Source organism: Microcoleus sp. B3-A4 (assembly GCF_036705385.1).
GTDB lineage: Bacteria > Cyanobacteriota > Cyanobacteriia > Cyanobacteriales > Microcoleaceae > Microcoleus.
Genome location: NZ_JAUBUI010000035.1, coordinates 1 through 16,460, shown reverse-complemented (window position 1 = coordinate 16,460; position 16,460 = coordinate 1). Strand labels below are relative to the sequence as shown.

Annotated in this window: 19 protein-coding genes; 13 read left to right on the top strand and 6 right to left on the bottom strand. The window is 46.2% G+C overall.

Annotation, left to right across the window (positions count from 1 at the left end; genetic code table 11):
* Positions 1 to 38 precede the first annotated feature (38 nt).
* The gene (locus tag QUB33_RS15705; protein ID WP_333351516.1) at positions 39 to 971 is read right to left on the bottom strand and encodes a LysR family transcriptional regulator; all 933 of its coding nucleotides are present in this window, start codon (positions 969 to 971) and stop codon (positions 39 to 41) included.
* Between the two features lie 262 nt (positions 972 to 1,233).
* Here QUB33_RS15705 and QUB33_RS15700 point away from each other — a divergent pair, with 262 nt between their 5' ends.
* From QUB33_RS15700 to QUB33_RS15685, 4 genes are all read left to right on the top strand, one after another.
* Positions 1,234 to 1,527, top strand: coding sequence for a hypothetical protein (locus QUB33_RS15700; RefSeq protein ID WP_333351515.1), 294 nt, complete (start codon positions 1,234 to 1,236; stop codon positions 1,525 to 1,527).
* 91 nt (positions 1,528 to 1,618) lie between these two features.
* Positions 1,619 to 1,903 (top strand): hypothetical protein, encoded by a 285-nt coding sequence (locus QUB33_RS15695; RefSeq protein ID WP_333351514.1) that lies wholly within the window; start codon positions 1,619 to 1,621, stop codon positions 1,901 to 1,903.
* 81 nt (positions 1,904 to 1,984) lie between these two features.
* Entirely contained in the window at positions 1,985 to 3,049 is a 1,065-nt protein-coding gene (locus QUB33_RS15690) for a tetratricopeptide repeat protein (RefSeq protein ID WP_333351513.1), read from the top strand.
* 38 nt (positions 3,050 to 3,087) lie between these two features.
* Entirely contained in the window at positions 3,088 to 3,597 is a 510-nt protein-coding gene (locus tag QUB33_RS15685; RefSeq protein WP_333351512.1) for an N-acetyltransferase, read from the top strand.
* Between the two features lie 243 nt (positions 3,598 to 3,840).
* Here QUB33_RS15685 and QUB33_RS15680 read toward each other — a convergent pair whose 3' ends face one another.
* The gene (locus tag QUB33_RS15680; RefSeq protein ID WP_333351511.1) at positions 3,841 to 5,418 is read right to left on the bottom strand and encodes an adenylate/guanylate cyclase domain-containing protein; all 1,578 of its coding nucleotides are present in this window, start codon (positions 5,416 to 5,418) and stop codon (positions 3,841 to 3,843) included.
* 88 nt (positions 5,419 to 5,506) lie between these two features.
* On the opposite strand from QUB33_RS15680, the gene QUB33_RS15675 reads away from it, so the two are divergent.
* From QUB33_RS15675 to QUB33_RS15635, 9 genes are all read left to right on the top strand, one after another.
* Positions 5,507 to 5,767, top strand: a complete 261-nt coding sequence (locus QUB33_RS15675) for a hypothetical protein (protein ID WP_333351510.1) — start codon at positions 5,507 to 5,509, stop codon at positions 5,765 to 5,767.
* Between the two features lie 269 nt (positions 5,768 to 6,036).
* Positions 6,037 to 6,867 carry a prepilin peptidase gene (locus tag QUB33_RS15670; RefSeq protein WP_333351509.1) on the top strand — a complete coding sequence of 277 codons (831 nt, stop codon included), beginning with the start codon at positions 6,037 to 6,039 and terminating at the stop codon, positions 6,865 to 6,867.
* Positions 6,868 to 6,928: 61 nt separating this feature from the next.
* Positions 6,929 to 7,144: a hypothetical protein gene (locus QUB33_RS15665; RefSeq protein ID WP_333102041.1), complete on the top strand. Its 216-nt coding sequence runs from the start codon at positions 6,929 to 6,931 to the stop codon at positions 7,142 to 7,144.
* A 188-nt stretch (positions 7,145 to 7,332) separates the two neighbouring features.
* A complete protein-coding gene (accD, locus tag QUB33_RS15660; protein WP_333351508.1) occupies positions 7,333 to 8,283 on the top strand; it encodes an acetyl-CoA carboxylase, carboxyltransferase subunit beta in 951 nt (316 codons plus the stop codon).
* A gap of 385 nt (positions 8,284 to 8,668) precedes the next feature.
* Positions 8,669 to 8,860, top strand: coding sequence for a hypothetical protein (locus QUB33_RS15655; RefSeq protein WP_006633443.1), 192 nt, complete (start codon positions 8,669 to 8,671; stop codon positions 8,858 to 8,860).
* A gap of 145 nt (positions 8,861 to 9,005) precedes the next feature.
* Positions 9,006 to 9,494, top strand: coding sequence for a photosystem II cytochrome c-550 (psbV, locus tag QUB33_RS15650; protein ID WP_333035576.1), 489 nt, complete (start codon positions 9,006 to 9,008; stop codon positions 9,492 to 9,494).
* Between the two features lie 154 nt (positions 9,495 to 9,648).
* The gene (psbV2, locus tag QUB33_RS15645) at positions 9,649 to 10,149 is read left to right on the top strand and encodes a photosystem II cytochrome PsbV2 (protein WP_333351507.1); all 501 of its coding nucleotides are present in this window, start codon (positions 9,649 to 9,651) and stop codon (positions 10,147 to 10,149) included.
* 125 nt (positions 10,150 to 10,274) lie between these two features.
* Positions 10,275 to 10,613, top strand: coding sequence for a cytochrome c6 PetJ (petJ, locus tag QUB33_RS15640; RefSeq protein WP_190663567.1), 339 nt, complete (start codon positions 10,275 to 10,277; stop codon positions 10,611 to 10,613).
* Positions 10,614 to 10,978: 365 nt separating this feature from the next.
* Positions 10,979 to 11,983: a CHAD domain-containing protein gene (locus QUB33_RS15635; protein WP_333351545.1), complete on the top strand. Its 1,005-nt coding sequence runs from the start codon at positions 10,979 to 10,981 to the stop codon at positions 11,981 to 11,983.
* Between the two features lie 140 nt (positions 11,984 to 12,123).
* On the opposite strand, the gene QUB33_RS15630 is transcribed toward QUB33_RS15635, so the two are convergent.
* From QUB33_RS15630 to QUB33_RS15615, 4 genes are all read right to left on the bottom strand, one after another.
* Positions 12,124 to 12,621 (bottom strand): 2TM domain-containing protein, encoded by a 498-nt coding sequence (locus tag QUB33_RS15630; RefSeq protein WP_333351506.1) that lies wholly within the window; start codon positions 12,619 to 12,621, stop codon positions 12,124 to 12,126.
* A 169-nt stretch (positions 12,622 to 12,790) separates the two neighbouring features.
* Positions 12,791 to 13,627: a cyanoexosortase A gene (gene crtA, locus QUB33_RS15625; protein ID WP_333351505.1), complete on the bottom strand. Its 837-nt coding sequence runs from the start codon at positions 13,625 to 13,627 to the stop codon at positions 12,791 to 12,793.
* A gap of 1,017 nt (positions 13,628 to 14,644) precedes the next feature.
* Positions 14,645 to 15,328 (bottom strand): PEP-CTERM sorting domain-containing protein, encoded by a 684-nt coding sequence (locus QUB33_RS15620; RefSeq protein ID WP_333351504.1) that lies wholly within the window; start codon positions 15,326 to 15,328, stop codon positions 14,645 to 14,647.
* A 368-nt stretch (positions 15,329 to 15,696) separates the two neighbouring features.
* Complete coding sequence (locus QUB33_RS15615; protein ID WP_333351503.1) at positions 15,697 to 15,897, bottom strand: hypothetical protein; 201 nt, start codon at positions 15,895 to 15,897, stop codon at positions 15,697 to 15,699.
* Positions 15,898 to 16,460 lie beyond the last annotated feature (563 nt).

Sequence of the window (16,460 nt, the reverse complement as noted above, 5' to 3'; positions counted from 1 at the left end):
AATCTAACCAATAACCAATAACAACTGACTTAGGTTTCTCATGAAGGATTAATCGCAAACTCGCCCTCACTATCAACCTCTATCGCACTTTTAACTACATCCAAAAATGCAAACACTGCCGGAACTAACAGCGCATCCCTCAAAACAGCTACCCCAATTACCCTCTCAAAATCCGCAGGCAAACTGCAAACTTTCACCGAAGCAGGTATCGGTTCTGCGGCCAAACGGGGAAGAATTGCTGTACCCAAACCTTGCATCACCATACTGACAATAGTTGAATCTTCGCTGAGTTCGTAAGCGATATTTAAGGGAAACCCCGAAGTAGTCAAATATTTTCGCAGCGGTACAGAACAAGCATTTTCTACCGGCTGCAAAATCAACGGATAAGCCGCTAATTCTTTCCAGGTAATCTTAGCACTTGACAATTGGGCAGTTGGCGGCAGCAATACAACATATTTATCCCGCAAAATTTCTCTAGTTTCAAATTCATCCGAGATGGGAAGAGAGACAAAGCCGATGTCTGCTTTGCCCGATCGCAAAGCCTCTTCCACAGCTTGGGTATAATAAACTTCGGTAATGCTGACGGCAATCTTGGGAAAGCAACTGCGAAATTTAGCAATAATACCCGGTAGGATATGAGTTGCGACACTCCGAAAAGTAACTATCCGTACCTGGCCTCCCTGCAAACCTTTTTCTAAATCCGCTTCTTTCACCATCATTTCTAAGGCGCAGGCTATTTGACGCCCGTGAAGCAGCACCCTTTCCCCGACTGGCGTCAGTTGAGCACCGTGTCGCCCTCGGTGGAACAATTGCACTCCCAATTCTGTTTCTAAAGAGGCGATGGCGTGGCTGACGGCGGATTGGGACAGTTCCAATTGCAAGGCCGCCTCGCTAAAGTTTTCACAGTCTGCTACAGCTATCAAAGCTTGAATCTGAGAGAGTTTCATCCGCCGCGTATTGATTTCGTTCATATCATTTGTGCCAGTAGTACCCAAATTGTCACAAGGGCTTCGATATATCGATTTTATTCATACAACCTATGCAAGCAATGCTTTGATTGTCAATGGTCGCAGAGTTAAGGTTAATTTATCAGGTAACAGATAGACTTTTACAGGAATTGCACGACAACAATATTGTGCTGTAATTGCGATGGAAATATTGCATTCTTAAGCTGTTGTGTGTCATTTTATTGGTGCAATTTTTGTAGCAAACTATAGCTTGAAGGTGTTGGCTATGTCTACTTACAGAAATCGCATCGATACCCCAAAAAAGAAAGTTGTTTCGATAGCCGCTCGACCTAAACCATCCGAAAAACAGAAAGGGCTACCGCTCTTTTGGGCGATTAATCAAATTAGGCAGTTTTGGCTCTACCTCATTTCTGGTGAGGACGAACTGAGAATTTGGCAGGCGTGCGATCGCTATGGTAACACTTGGTGGCACGGTTGCGATCGGGCGACTGGTCGTTCTACCTGCGTGGCGACGGATGATGAAATGCGCGCTTGGATCGATCGGCGTTATTGCCAATAGTAGTGTGTGGGTTGCGTAGAAATGAAGTGAAATACAGTCCTCGATCAGCAATTACCAATTAGCAATTACCAATAACCAAGTAGGAGATGCTATGCTTCAAATATCTTCCGAATGTGCAGCGCCCGTTAGCGGAGCCCTCGAAGAGGATCGCATTATTCTGATGGAAAACGAGGTATACAGATTGCCTCAAACTCATCGAGAAATTCAAGTTTTGTCAGGAACTGCTTGGATTACGCTTGACCAACAGGACATCATCTTGCAAAGCCAAGAAAAAGCATCGCTTCCACCCAGCAAAAACTTTGCTGTCATATCCGCTCTCAACAATATGCCGCTGATTATGGCAGTCTGGCAAGACAAAAACCCAGTCAGAACCTAGGGATTGAGAAAAAATTCGGCAGGAACACCCCAAAAAGTTCTATCTTAATAGTTATCACTTGGCTATTGGAGGACTCGATCGGTGCACAGCCGCTCTTACCACTTCAGCTATATCACAGCTATCAGTATTGTCTTATCGCCCGCACTCAGCTTGCTGGCAATTTCAGACGCTCGGGCTTATGCCCCCATTATAAATGCGAGGCGCGCCCAAGCGAGCGAGCGCGCCCAAGCAACTGACCCCAAAATGCAAGCAGACAAACTTTTTGAAACAGGAGTAAAACAGCACCGTGAGGGTTTGTTTCGAGAAGCAATTCAGACTTTTGAGCAAGTTTTGGCCACTCGCAAGCAACTAGGCGACAAACCGGGAATCGGAGAAACCCTCAATAATATTGGGGAAGTTTACGCCGAAATGGGTTCGCAGCCCAAAGCTTTGGAAGTTTTGCGGCAAGCTTTAGTCATTCACCGAGAAATCGGCGAAGGGCCTCGTATCGCGCGCACTCTCAATCTCATTGGTTTCGTCAACCGGGTTGCGGACAATTTTTCCGAAGCGATGAAACTGCACCAAGAAGCTTTGGAACTTGCCAAAACTGCCAACGACCAAATTGGAATTGCAGAATCTCTCCACAACATCGCGGCCGTGTACGCAGAACAGGTCAATTACGCCAAGGCGATCGAATTTTACCAGCAAGCGCGCACGATTCGTACGGCCTCCGGCGAACCGCGCGATTTAGGCCGTACCCTCAATAACATGGGCGGCGTCTACTACAACATCGGCGACTTTAATAGAGCGATGGAATTTTACCACCAAGCTTTAGCAATTCGCCGGGAAATCGGAGATAGGGCTGGCGTCGGCCGCCTCCTCAACAACATGGCACTTACCTCTCGCAAACTCGGTAAAGATACTCAAGCGCTGATCTATTTTCAGCAAGCAATACCGATGTTAGAAGCCATCGGCGACAAGACAAGTATCGGACGCTTGCTCAACAATATGGGCGCAATTTATGAAAGTCTCCGTCAATATCCTCAAGCTCTAGAATCCTACGAGCGAGCTTTGAAAATTGCCCGCGAAGGCGGTGACAAAGCGGGAGAAACTACAGCGATGGAGGGCATTAAGCGATTGTCTTCCGGTCAGCTTGTACCGCAATAACGGCTGTTAGTCAGCACAACAATCAATCAATGTAAGCTATGGATATTCGTAGTGAAAAGCCAGAAGATGTAGAAGCTGTTCGCAACATTAATATTGCGGCATTCGGGCGAGAAAATGAGGCTAACTTAGTCGATAGATTGCGGGGAATTGCATCTACATTTTCCTTCGTTGCCTTACCATCCGATCGCCTTGTCGGACACATTTTCTTCAGTCCGGTTGTCGTCGAAGGTAAATGTTCTAGCAATTTGTCGATTCTGGGGTTGGCACCAGTCGCAGTTCTTCCGGAATATCAGCGCCAAGGTATAGGAACGCTGCTGATCCAGCACGGTTTAGAAGAGTGCAGGCGATCGGGATTTCAGGCAGTGGTTGTGCTTGGTCATCCAGATTTCTATTCGCGTTTTGGGTTCATTCCTGCTAGCAGAAAGAGCTTGAAATGTGAATATGATGTGCCCGATGAAGCTTTTATGGTTTTGGAGTTAGAAAGTGGAGTTTTGGAGGATTGCAGCGGAACGGTGAAGTATCGATCGGAGTTTAGTCTATGCGAGTGATATTAATTCCGCCCTTCATGGGAATTATTCATCTCTCTGCGATTTCCCTCTGCGTTCTTTGCGTTCTCTGCTGTTAAATCATTCCGAGGCAACCGGAACCGATCTGACGAAGTGGCGGTTTTGATTGTGATGTATCCTAAAAAATTAGAAAAATAACATTTAGTAGTCACAGTGGAAAGCGGTTGTGCTGTACTTGCCTTTGTGAACCATAAAACCTGTACAACTATTGCCCAGCAAAGTTATTTAAACGCCCCCTTTTCCCTTCTCCCCTTTTGCACTGTGCAAAGCAAAAATCGGAGTTTGAGCAGATTTCCCCTTCAGAGCAACAGCTCCCAAAGCCTCGCAAATGAAGTTTAGCTCGATCGACTCACACACCCTTTCACCAATCAAAATTTGGTTTTCCCCCGCCTTGCTCATCAACCGAGCCGCCGTATTCACCGTATCGCCGAGGATATTAAACTCCCTGCGCCCTCGCGGTTCCCCAACCTCAGCAGCAAACACCGACCCCCGGGACAGCCCAATTTGACAGCTTACTTTTACTTCTTCACCCGCGATAATTACCAGAGGCAAACCTGCAATAATATCTCGGATCGCAATCGCCGCACTAGCCGCGCGGCTGGCGTCATCCGTGTGAGCGTCGGGCACGCCAAAATAAATCAGCATATCCGAACCGTCTAAGTGCGCCGTTACTTTTTGCAACACGCCCCCTTTAGCTGACACTACAGCATCGATCGACGCAAACACCCGAGAATAACTCACTACCAGATTGACTTCTTCCTCCGGCGAAGCTTTCTCCACAGACTCCGGTAAACCGATCAAGTTGACAAACATCACCGTCGGTTCAGGAAAATCCGGCGGTATTTTGCGCCGATCGGCATTTTCAACCAGCAGTCTCAGGATCGTTTTGGGAATATAACTAGCAAGGGGTTCAAGCCGCTTCACAGCTTCCCCGATTTCGCTTACCAAACCCGGAACGCTGCGATCGAGCAATACCGAACTCGGCATCCGCCGCCCAGTCAAAGTGATATCATACTCTCCGAGTCGATCGTCCGTGAAATCGTCCGCCACCAAAAAATAACCCTGTTTCCCGGGTTCAAAACGAAATTGCTCTCCCAAAGACTCTCTAGCAGTTTCAGTCACACACACCCGCCCCACAGTTCCAGAACCCTCAGCTTGCTTGGCTTGCTGGACTGAATGCCCCAGCAGTACGTGAGCCATCCGCAGCGGCGTACCGATGTCAGCACTAATATAGCGGCCGCAGTGAATGCCCACCCGCATTCTCAAAGACAAAACACCCCGCGCCGTTTCAATATTGGCAAATTCCGCCATCGCCCGCTGCATCCGCAAACCCGCCCGCACCGCCCTCGCTGTATCCTCTTGGTGAATTCCTGACAGAAACTGCACCAGCATCGCATCTCCGGTAAACTCCAGCAAATCCCCGCCCGATTTGCTGACAATTTCAATCATTGAGGCAAAATAGTCGTTAATCACGCCCAGCAGGCTTTCAGCTCCCTTGCGCCCCTGGGTCGCATTTGCTTCCAACAGCGACGTAAATCCTGCCAAATCCGTGAACAGCAAGGTGCCTGTTTGCCACTGGTAGCGCACCTCGCCCGGGTTGGGCGGAGATTCGGACACGGGCCGGGGCACGTAGTCGTGGAGGATGTAGCGCAGAGTTCGCAGGTGATCGAAAACCCCCATTAGCGTTGCGGGGGACGGATCTACCCACGCAGCAGCGTAAAGTTGAGCGGAAAGGAGCGATCGCAGCTGCAGTTCGAGCGCAGCTAAGGGAGGATTGTAGGTTAATCTATTAATAATTTCCACCTAAGTTTATTCTTAAAAAATAGGGTAAGTTCTATTGATCGAGAGGCCACACCAGTAACTCGACCTATACCATTATGATAAGTTTCCCGTGACTCTATACCAGCCCAACCCAGAACCCACGATAGAAACTTCTGAAAGTCACAGCTTGCTAGCTCCCGATTTGATCCGAGCTGCTAGATCGGCCTATGGTATGTATCTGAAAGTGCATTCCGAGCAGATGCAGCGTCCGGCGGGTGTAGTTGTCAGTCAAGGAAGCGATCGAGGTCAGGTAATTTTTGCTTCGCAGCCCGTTTTGTTGCCCGGTGAACGTTTTGTTACTTTTGACGAAATTGAATCTCAAATGTATTAATTGGTAATTGGGCATTGGGCATTGGGCATTGGGCATTGGGCATTGGGCATTGCGAGTTGGAAAGTGACAACTAATATTTATGTTAGCTTGAACGATTGTCAAAAAAGAGGTTTGTAGTGAGGACTAAAGTCCTCAGAATTTGACTCTTGACTAAAGTCAATACTACAAACATATGGGTAATTGACCGAACAAAATCTAACAATTAATAAATAACGACAGTCAAAAGACAACAGACAACAGTCAACTTTCAACAGACAACAGACAAATTAATGGAAATTATCTTTAATTGCCTTGTCACGGCGATCGTCTTTATTTTGGGATCGGCTATTGGCAGTTTTCTAAATGTGGTAGTCTATCGGTTGCCTGCGGGTTTGTCGGTGATCCACCCTCCTTCTCGCTGTCCCAAATGTTTAAATCAACTCAGAAATTACGAAAATATACCCGTGTTCGGTTGGCTGTGGCTGCGGGGACGCTGCAATCACTGCCGCAGTCGGATTTCTGCCCGCTATCCACTGGTGGAAGCAGCTACGGGTTTGCTGTTTTTGTTAATCTTCTGGCGGTTTGGCGTAACAGTGCAAACTCTTGGTTTTTGGGCTTTGTTTAGCTGGCTGTTGGCTTTGTCTTTGATTGATTGCGATACAATGACTTTGCCTAATTCTTTAACTCGATCGGGTTTGGTGGTCGGATTGGTTTTCCAAATTGCGAAAGGTTGGTGGCCGACATTTAGTCCGATCGACTCGGTACACTATCTGGTACTCGATGGGATCGCGGGAGCAGTTGTCGGGTTGTGGCTGTTTGACGCGATTGGACTCGCCGGCACGATCGGCCTCGGGCAGAATGCTATGGGCGCCGGAGATACCAAATTGGCCGCCTTGATGGGAGCTTGGCTGGGCTGGAAATACTTGCTGCTAGCGGGATTCATCGCCTGTTTAGCCGGGGCTTTTGCCGGTGGCGGGGCGATCGCCCTCGGCTTGCTCGATCGGCGTCAACCCATGCCTTTCGGCCCGTTTCTGGCTCTCGGTGCAGCAATTACTGCTCTGTGGGGGGAAGCGATCTTATCTACTTACTTGCAGTTGTTTTTCCCGAATTTTAGTTTCTGATCGGCAGGCAGTCAGGCGCGATAGAACATAATATTGTCTCAAAAATTGGTAAAATTGTTCCGTGTCTTGGATTACACTTACAACTACTAGCTTTCGTTGGGAAGCGGAATTAATGCAGCAGCTCCTAGCTGCTCATGAAATCCCAGCCCGGATTGTAGACTTGGGCATAGCATCTTATTTCGGGGCTGGAAGTGCTACAGCCCTGCAAGTTCTTCCACAACACCAGCGAACAGCATGGCTCCTCATCAGTCCAGTTGAAGAGGACAATAGTCAGTAGTCAAGTCTGTTGTTTATTGTCTGTTGTTATTGGTTATTGGTTATTAGTTATTAGTTATTAGTTATTGGTAGCAGCTAACAACTCACAAATAACAACAGCCAACAGCCAACAGTCAACAGTCAACAGTCAACAGTCAACAGTCAACAGTCAACAGTCAACAGTCAACAGTTAACAATTACCAAGTTTTAATGTCTCTATTTGATTGGTTTGCAAATCGACGAAAATCAGTACCGAACTCCCAAGAACGGCCGGAACGAGAAATTGCGGACGGACTTTGGAATAAATGCGAAGCTTGCGGTGCCCTCAGTTATACCAAAGACCTGCGAGCAAATCAAATGGTTTGCTTGGAATGCGGGCATCATATCAGAGTTTACAGTGACGATCGCATCGAGCAGTTGATCGATCCCAATACCTGGGTACCCCTTAACGAAGGACTGCACGCCACCGATCCCCTGAAATTTCGCGATCGAAAAAAATATAGCGATCGACTCCGAGAATTTCAAGAAAAAACAGGCCACCTAGACGCCGTAGAAACAGGCATCGGCAAACTAGAAAATTTGCCAGTCGCCCTCGGAGTCATGGAATTTCAGTTCATCGGCGGCAGCATGGGCTCAGTTGTCGGAGAAAAGCTAACTCGCCTCATCGAACACGCCACCCGGGAACGCTTGTCCGTGATCGTGGTGTGCGCTTCCGGTGGTGCAAGAATGCAAGAAGGAATGCTCAGCTTGATGCAAATGGCTAAAATTTCCGGGGCTCTGGAACGCCACCGGGAAGCGAGACTGCTTTACATCCCAATTTTGACCCACCCGACCACAGGCGGCGTCACCGCCAGTTTTGCCATGCTGGGAGACATTATAATTGCAGAGCCAAAAGCTACTGTGGCCTTTACGGGCGGCCGGGTTATCGAGCAAACTCTGCGGGAAAAGCTGCCGGAAAATTATCAAACTTCCGAATACTCCTTCGCCCACGGTTTTGTAGACTTGATTGTACCCCGGACTCAATTAAAGAAAACTCTCGCTCAGCTCATCAGCCTCCACCAGCCCCAGCCTTTCTTGGCCGGCTCGGAATTCTCCGCCCTCGATGGCAGCGACGGCCACGCTGTGCCCCCGCAGACTCACGCTTTCAAACTTTCTCCCTAAGCTGCAGCGCCGGATGATTGTCTGTTGGTGAGTCCGGTGGAGAGACGAAACATTTCTCAGGAATTGCTCAAAACCCGACTTCTACCAAAAATATTGAGTTTGGTAACGAGACGTTCACGCAGACACCGGGTTTTGAACCCCGCCCGCGCAAGTCCTATTGGTAATAACGACGCAGCAGTGGGATGATATTGATCGGAAGTTGATTGGCCCTGGAGTTTGGCTGGGCAAAAATGCCTAGTAGCAGTTAGCGGTTAGTTAGCTTGCGATAGATCAAACAAAATCTCAGAACAAACTAACAGAACAAGCTAACAGCGCTTTCTAAAATTGTCCGGCTTTCAGTTAATAGCCGTCAACTCAATTTTGACCTGTCAGCGACCTAAAAATTATGGGTTTTGCAGACCTGTCCATCGCAGAAATAGCAGAGGACTTCAACGTCCCTGTTGAAGACGTGATCCGCTTGTGCGATGAGTTGGAAATTGCCTACAAGCACCCTCAAACCCGTTTGGCTTTGGAGGATGTTAAGGCAATTATGTCCACTCTCGAAAAAAGGCGCGACTCAAAACTTCTTGCAGATTAGCTCGCAAAATTCCTCTACCTTTAAAGGTATGGCTGCACAAACTTTCGCCAGTTGTTGCAGCATCAGGGAATTTTGAACACACATCTGTTTGCCAGGTACGATCTCTTAGCGTTCAATAATTTGCCGGATTTTTTTAAGGAGAACCATGCTTAAAAGATATTTCATTGCTCTGACCGCTGTATTCTTGAGCTTTCAGTTATTTGTCAGCAGTGCGATGGCTGTCGAACTGAGTCCTGAACTTCGCACTGTGACTTTGAATGACAAGGGTGCTCCGGTGGTGCTGAGCCTCAAACAAGTTCAGCAAGGCAAACGCCTGTTCAATTCGGCTTGCGCTCAATGTCACGCTGCCGGCATGACAAAAACTGACCCGAACGTGAATTTGAGCCCGGAAACTCTGGCTTTGGCCAACCCGCCCCGGAATAATATTGAGTCGCTGGTGGACTTTATGAAAAATCCCACCACTTATGACGGGTTTGAGGAAATTTCGGAACTGCATCCGAGCATGAAGAGTGCGGATATTTTCGCTGAGATGAGAAATCTCTCGGATGACGATTTGTACGCGATTGCCGGTCACATTCTGTTGCAGCCGAAAATTGTCTCCAAGCAGTGGGCTGGTGGCAAAGGCGCTCGCTAATCGATTTTAGATTTTAGATTTTAGATTTTGGATTTTGGATTGGGAGAGGGCTGAAGTTTGGCAAGAATTGCTGGCTGGTCGTTTTTCGCTCTAAAATCTGAAATCTAAAATTTACCTCCTGCTCATTGATTATCGCAAAAGGTTGTAGTCCCTCATGCTGCGTCGTGGTGCTTTTGTCTGCTTTCTGTTGGGGATGTTAATTATTTTGCCACTCGTGCTGTGGGCTCCTCAACCTGTTTTGGCTGCTGCCGATTCTTACGTGAATAGGTATTTACAAGCCAGCGAACCTGTGGCTCTGGAGTTGGACTCTGAGGGACATACTCGCTTGTTTTCGGCTCAGGATTTGTCTGCGGGCAAGGTATTGTTCGAGCAAAATTGCCTGAATTGTCACGTCGGAGGAGCTAATTTGCCCGATCCGACGATATCTCTGTCTTTGGCTGACCTCAAAGGGGCAACGCCTCCCCGCAACAACATCAATAGTCTGGTGGCGTATCTGAGAGAACCGATGACTTATGACGGTACTGAGGAGACTTTTTGGTGCCGCCAAGTGCCGGAAAGCTGGATGCCACAGGCTGAGATTGAAAATTTAGCGGCTTTTGTGATCCGGGCTGCTCAGAAAGCTCCGGGCTGGGGCGTGGAGAATTTTGAGAGTTGAACTGCCACTGCCAAAAAGTGGTAAATTACTCGGAAGAAGGCGATACGACTGCGCGATCGCGCCTGTTTTAACAGGTAAAATATCTAAAGAATCACCCTTTGCGTGTCCATTAGAGGAGAACTGCGTTGAAAAGACTCTTATCGATCGCCCTGTTAGCGATCGCAATTTTTACCGTCGGCTTTGGCCGCCCTGCTTTGGCAGGAGATGCCGCTAACGGAGCTAAAATCTTTAGCTCGAACTGTGCTGCTTGTCACATCGGTGGCGGCAACGTGGTTATGGCCATGAAAACCTTGAAAAAGGAAGCTCTTGAGAAGTACGGTATGAATTCTCTGGAAGCTATTACCACTCAGGTAACTAAGGGCAAAAATGCTATGCCTGCTTTCGGCGCTAAGTTGAAGCCCCAACAAATCGAGGATGTAGCAACCTACGTGCTCCAACAATCTGAGAAAGACTGGAAAGGCTAAAGTGCCTCTTTGAAGTCGGGCAGCCTGGGCGGGGTTGATTTAATTTAAAACTTGTCCTCCCGATCGCACCCTCTCTCACCCTTTGGCGAATAAATATCGGTTTGCAGCGATCTTAACCTATTTGGGAAAGCGCGCCAGAAATCTGATTTTTATGAGCTCAAGGGTGAGGGAGGGTAATTTTATTTTAGATTTTAGATTGAAGATGGCTAAATGCTGATTGGGTAGAAATTGTCAAGCCCTTTATATTAAGATTTATTCGGGTTGCGCTTCGTAAATTAAAAGTGTGTGCTAGGATATAACCCCTTATTAGCAAAGCTTTGAAATCGAGATTAAAGTCGATCGGCAAAGTGGAATCTACACCTGTTATGAACGTAAAAACATCAGCCAAAGTTAAAACTCAAGTTAAAACTCTCGGAGACGCTGCATCTGGGGCGATTGAGAAATATTTCCGCAAAAGTGTAGCCCACGAGGCTGAAGTTATCAAGGACAAAGACGCGGAAGAACTTCATCAAATGCGCGTGGGATTGAGACGTTTGCGATCGGCTGTGACTGGTTTTGCTCCGGTTTTAGATTGGCCAAAAGAGGCTTCGGAACGTAAAATTGGTAAGGTGGGGCGGATTCTGGGAACGCTCAGGGATTTGGATGTGATGCTCGAAAGTCTGCAAAACCGCTATTACCAGAATTTGCCGACTGAAGAACAGGAAGTTTTAGATAAAGCTTTGTTGAATTTGCTCAAACAGCGCCAGCGGGCTTTGAAAGGGGTGCGGGCGATTTTAGAGCACAAAAGCTACGAATCGCTGAAGCAGTCGATCGAGGATTGGTTGGAAGAACCGCAGTTTCAGGCGATCGAACATTTGCCAATTGCTGAGGTTTTGCCAGATTTACTGTTACCTCAAGTCAGTGAGTTTTTCCTGCATCCGGCTTGGCTGTTGGGCACAGAATATGAGGATGGCAAAGTTAAAGTTGCTGATGATTTGAATGCTGAGGCTGTCGAAGAGAAGTTAGCAGCCGAGGGAACTATTCTGCACGATTTGCGGAAGCAAGCTAAGCGAGTTCGCTATTTGATGAATCTGTTTGGGGATTTTTACAGCGAGACTTACGAAGTTTATGTCGAAGATGTAAAAGCTATTCAGGAATGTTTGGGCGATATTCAAGACAGTGAAGTTTTAGGCGAGTTTCTGACAGAGTTTGTCGATCGCGATCTGAAAAAAGAGTTGCCGAAGTTAGCTGGTTTGTTGGCAGAAAACCGCTATGCAGCTTGGCAAAAATGGCAGATTTTGCAGCGCCGGTATTTGAGTTCGGAAATTCGGCAAGGTTTTCGATCTGCTTTAATTCATCCTGTGGTTGAAGATGCTGCTAAGCTCGATTAGCCGTAACTATAACGCGCCAATCCGCGATTTATAAAAGGAGTCGCGGATTTAAAGTGCGATCGCGCCTTGGGAAGGAAAAGGGCGAGCGCTTTTGAGTATGACGTAAAATAAAGGGCGATCGCGTTTTTTACCATAGTAACTCACGACTGCAACCACTTCATAAACTTATTCGTCGCAGTACCAATAGACTCTCCGACTTGTTTCTTCAACCGCCACCGCTGAAACGCTTTTTCGTAATCTTCCCCTTCAGTTTGATAAACATTCCAAGCATTCAGCGACAATCCCAATCCCCAAGTTAGTAAAATGAAAAGCGACCAAGAAAGCTCGTGCGATGCTGCTAGATTAAACAAAACTAAAAAAGTATTGATAATGCCGTACTTTGTCACATTTTCCTGCAATTTTCGACGACGGTAAGAGTTAAAAACCAGCTTTTCTTGAAATTCTCCTCTAGTTGCTAACCATTGCTGTTCCGCCGCTACAATATCCTGTTCGGAAATGCCCAATTCCGCTGCAATCTCGAAAAGCTGCACTCTGGATAATTCCCCTTCATCCTGTCGCCGCGCGATCGCAAGCTGTAAAATACCCTGAGCATCCTCTGAACCGTAAATTTGATTTATTTGACTTTCATTTGTCGCCATAACAACTTTCCTATAATTCCTGACATCCTTTCTATGATAGATATAGACGCAGTTAAACGGCAGGTAGTGACAGTGGCGGATTTCAACACCCGGACATTTGAGTGATTGAGACTCCTGACTATTGGAGGGGAAATCGAAGAACCGATATATTACCTCAAATTGCAACTAATTAATTTCCCGAACTTTGACTAAGTTGGCTATCTCGTTTCAACATATATTGATAAAATATCCCAAACAAAATCACCGCAATCATGCCCACTACTAAAGAACCTTCACCCTCATGCCAATATTTAAACAAATCTAGGCGATTAGATGCAACCAACAATGCCATTCCCGCCACTCGAAAAACATTAATAATAAAACCAAAAATGACAGCGACACCTATTACCAAAGCCTTATTTTGTTTAGTAGGAAACATCACCAAACAAATTACCGCTAAACCTAATAAGTAATTCATGGCCTCTATACCCGAACATCCCCCATTTACCAACACCCTTCCTGTCGGCAAAGCAACATAATTACCGTCACGTGTTACATTAAAACCGACATACCACAAAGAATAATAAGCAAATTTAGCAGTAAGGGAGGTAATAAAATCCACTAACGGTAACGTAATGACACTGGGGGTGCCATGAAAAAATAGTATTACCAATTCACGCCAATATAGTTTTAAGTTGTGAAAACCTACCGCAAGTAGGCTCAAACCTAAACCAGACAAAAAAGGTGCAAGTCTTAAAAAAGGATCGAATTTACTGGAAACCCCAGCACTTTTAAATAAAATAAAAGCTATTAATAGCGTCCCTGCTACTCTCGACAATAGGTCACTTTTTATGTCACTCTGTTTGAGAATATCCTGGTTATCCCAAAGCAGGGAACCCACAGCGCACCAAAAAACTATACTCATCCAAAAATGAGCAATATCGTCCATTTTCCACAGGAGTGTCATATTCAGAGTTACTAAAGCTGTGGCGATAATGATGAGCCAAAAAAGTTTTCTCTTGAACATTTTAGATATTAGTTATTAGTTGATTGATTAGAGCCATACTTGGGACAGTTTTTGATGGCCAACCGTAGAATAAGGGTTTCCAGGCGATTCGGCAATCAGAGTACCAACGGAAAATCGACGGTTTGAGACTACGAACTAAAAACAGTGCAGACTATTGTTAGATCATATCATAAAAATAGTACGGGATGTGGACAACTCAGTAGCTTGAAACCCTCCTACGGAAAGGAGTCGGGGGATTTTAAAGGCCGTAAATCTTGGAGATGATGTTAGTAGACACTCTGGAATTTGATGGATGGTGAGACTCAGATGCAACGCATAGCTCAGCATTAGGACACCTAGTGAAAAGACGGCTACTCAAAATCATTGGTTGGGTACCTAGCACTTGCTTAATCAGCCCCTGTAAGCAAAGACTAAAAAGCGAGTGAATCAACAAAAATTAAAAATAAGTAGCCTCAATGAGGCTGGGATTTCTTGAGAGTAGACGCAATTGGCACCGCGCAGAGTGTGACTCTGAGGTTCGAGTAAATACGGCTGAGCGAGTTAGAGTTTGAGCAACGATCAATGGTGATTATCTCCTTTTAACGAATCTCAGTGTCTTTAGAGCGGAAATTATTAAGAAACAGCCTTACGGTAGTTCTTAAATGCGCTGTCTAGGGGCGCCTTGACGTTCAATACCACTACCCTGGGGTGCTGTAATTACGCCACCCATCCAGCGATTATTCGCCCTTTAACAGTTCCGCATCCATTCTGATTAGTCCGTTGTAGGGATTGCTCGCCCTCTAAGATGTTTCAATGCCTAGTTGATACACTCGATTCCCAGGACTCAATTATAAATCTTAATAACAGCGGTAATGCTACAACTGCGTTTCATCTCGGCTTCCAAGTCTGGGGTTTTCAGGGTGGCGCGCTATCAGATACTAAGAAACCTGGTTTCTTGGTGAAACCAGGTTTTTAGCTCGAACATAAAATAATCAGTTTGGCATCAAGCCAGAATCGAAAACGAGTTCAAACGATCGCCTATTCAGCTTTTTGAGCCCGAGCGCGTTGCTTTTTGAACATAGTACCAAACCCAACAGCAGCTCCAGCAGCAAGCATAGTTAAAGGTTCAGGAGTAGCTTCAGTATTGCTAGTGCTGATGGTGCTGACGAAAGTATCGCTATACTCAGCATTACGACCAATACCCTGGACGTGCAACCCTAATCTTAGGGTACCAGCATTCAACGCGGAAACAACGTTATTATAATTTCCAGTAAAACTCAACGCCAAACTTTCGCCACGGTGAACACCGTTAGACGCAGCACCTGTTTTCGTAGCTGAAAAATCAGTAGACCAAGCACTAAGGTTCCCACTTTGTGCCATATTAGCAGTTCCACTATCTTCAAAATTAACTCTGCCAGTATTACCAACATCAACGCCAAAGGCGCTCAATAAATTGCTATTAGAACCTGTGTCAAAGTAAACTGCACCAATAAACATGTCGGCTACGGATGCCGTGTTGGTAATGTTGAAGAGAACTTTATCTAAGCCATCCTGTACAACACTAAAGCTAAAATTATCAGCATAAACGTCTCCAGACTTATTATCCGAACTATCGATATTACCAAAGCTGAAGGCAGAGGCAGGTGCTGCGGATACTGCACTAACAGCGGCGATACCGGCAACAGCTAAAATAGATTTGACTAAGTTTAATTGGAATTTCATGGTTGACACCTTTATTTTTAAGTTGAGTGGAAGCTGGTTTTTTTCCTTCACATATTCAATCTAAACGGAAGCACAAGTTAATGCAAGTAGTTTTGATAAAGATTCGATGAAGATTGGGAATAAGCTGATTGGATTTAGGCAAAATGCCTAAATTGATGAGTTCTAGCTACCTATTTGCTATGGCGTACATCAAAAAACAGGAGTGCTGCCACCCGAATTTTAGTCCTGACTTTTCTCTCTTTAAAAAAGCTATCACCCACCTTCCTAAACTGGGTTTTTACACTGCATAATTACTGATAAAACTCTTTTTCAGCTCTGATTTATGCCCTTAATTTTTTTTTTTATCCGTTAATGTACGGTAGAAAAGTTTAAGTGATAGCTTGATTGCTGGCTAAAAATAGGTAAAAACCGATGGTGACAGTTGAAGCTGCGGAATCTGGACTATAACTCAGGACAAAATCTTGCCTCATATTCGGTGCGTCGATTCTCGCTTTCGGATTCAGCAACAAGCGCCATTTAGACTTATATGTTGCACCATTACCCAGAACCGGCTCTCGGGCCCGTTCCACAAAGAATGAGTTTTCTTGTGGTGAGTAGGGGTTGGGCCGGAGAACCCGCCCAAAACAGGCTTATCGATCGTGGTGCAACATCTCAGTTTAGAGACCAATGGTTTCGGGGGTCGTTATTATCTGTGACGCCGGAACTTTGGCCGACTAAAGGCACGACTCGACTTTCTGGGACATAGTTTTCGGAACAGGTCTACCGTCAGGGCTGTTTCATTCTCAGGAAAACCAGCTTTTTGTACGGGTCGTGCCAAGAATGCCGACCCGACCCATCCAGGATTTGTTAGGCATTTGGTGGGATTGGGGCAGCCACGGGGGGCTGCCCCTACAAGAGAATGAAACAGCCCTGCGTCTACCGTAGAAGGCGCGGTGGTCGTTATCTAAAAATGTTGGGACTAATAATTCTATTTGTGGGTCTGCTTTCGCTAAAAATTGGTTAATATTATTTTTCCGAAAAAGCTCGATTCCAAGATTTAACGGGTGAGAAGCAAGTCTGGGGGGGTGACAAAGAGGTCTAGGAGATAGACCGAATAAGGGTTGCAGCCCGCATACCTTGTTGATAAAAGCGA

Coding starts and splice junctions, on each gene's coding strand:
- QUB33_RS15685 (WP_333351512.1), top strand. CDS start 3,088: ATGGATATTCGTAGTGAAAAGCCAGAAGATGTAGAAGCTGTTCGCAAC.
- QUB33_RS15620 (WP_333351504.1), bottom strand. CDS start 15,328: ATGAAATTCCAATTAAACTTAGTCAAATCTATTTTAGCTGTTGCCGGT.
- accD (WP_333351508.1), top strand. CDS start 7,333: ATGTCTCTATTTGATTGGTTTGCAAATCGACGAAAATCAGTACCGAAC.
- QUB33_RS15695 (WP_333351514.1), top strand. CDS start 1,619: ATGCTTCAAATATCTTCCGAATGTGCAGCGCCCGTTAGCGGAGCCCTC.
- psbV (WP_333035576.1), top strand. CDS start 9,006: ATGCTTAAAAGATATTTCATTGCTCTGACCGCTGTATTCTTGAGCTTT.
- QUB33_RS15635 (WP_333351545.1), top strand. CDS start 10,979: ATGAACGTAAAAACATCAGCCAAAGTTAAAACTCAAGTTAAAACTCTC.
- QUB33_RS15655 (WP_006633443.1), top strand. CDS start 8,669: ATGGGTTTTGCAGACCTGTCCATCGCAGAAATAGCAGAGGACTTCAAC.
- QUB33_RS15705 (WP_333351516.1), bottom strand. CDS start 971: ATGAACGAAATCAATACGCGGCGGATGAAACTCTCTCAGATTCAAGCT.
- crtA (WP_333351505.1), bottom strand. CDS start 13,627: ATGTTCAAGAGAAAACTTTTTTGGCTCATCATTATCGCCACAGCTTTA.
- QUB33_RS15670 (WP_333351509.1), top strand. CDS start 6,037: ATGGAAATTATCTTTAATTGCCTTGTCACGGCGATCGTCTTTATTTTG.
- psbV2 (WP_333351507.1), top strand. CDS start 9,649: ATGCTGCGTCGTGGTGCTTTTGTCTGCTTTCTGTTGGGGATGTTAATT.
- QUB33_RS15630 (WP_333351506.1), bottom strand. CDS start 12,621: ATGGCGACAAATGAAAGTCAAATAAATCAAATTTACGGTTCAGAGGAT.
- QUB33_RS15700 (WP_333351515.1), top strand. CDS start 1,234: ATGTCTACTTACAGAAATCGCATCGATACCCCAAAAAAGAAAGTTGTT.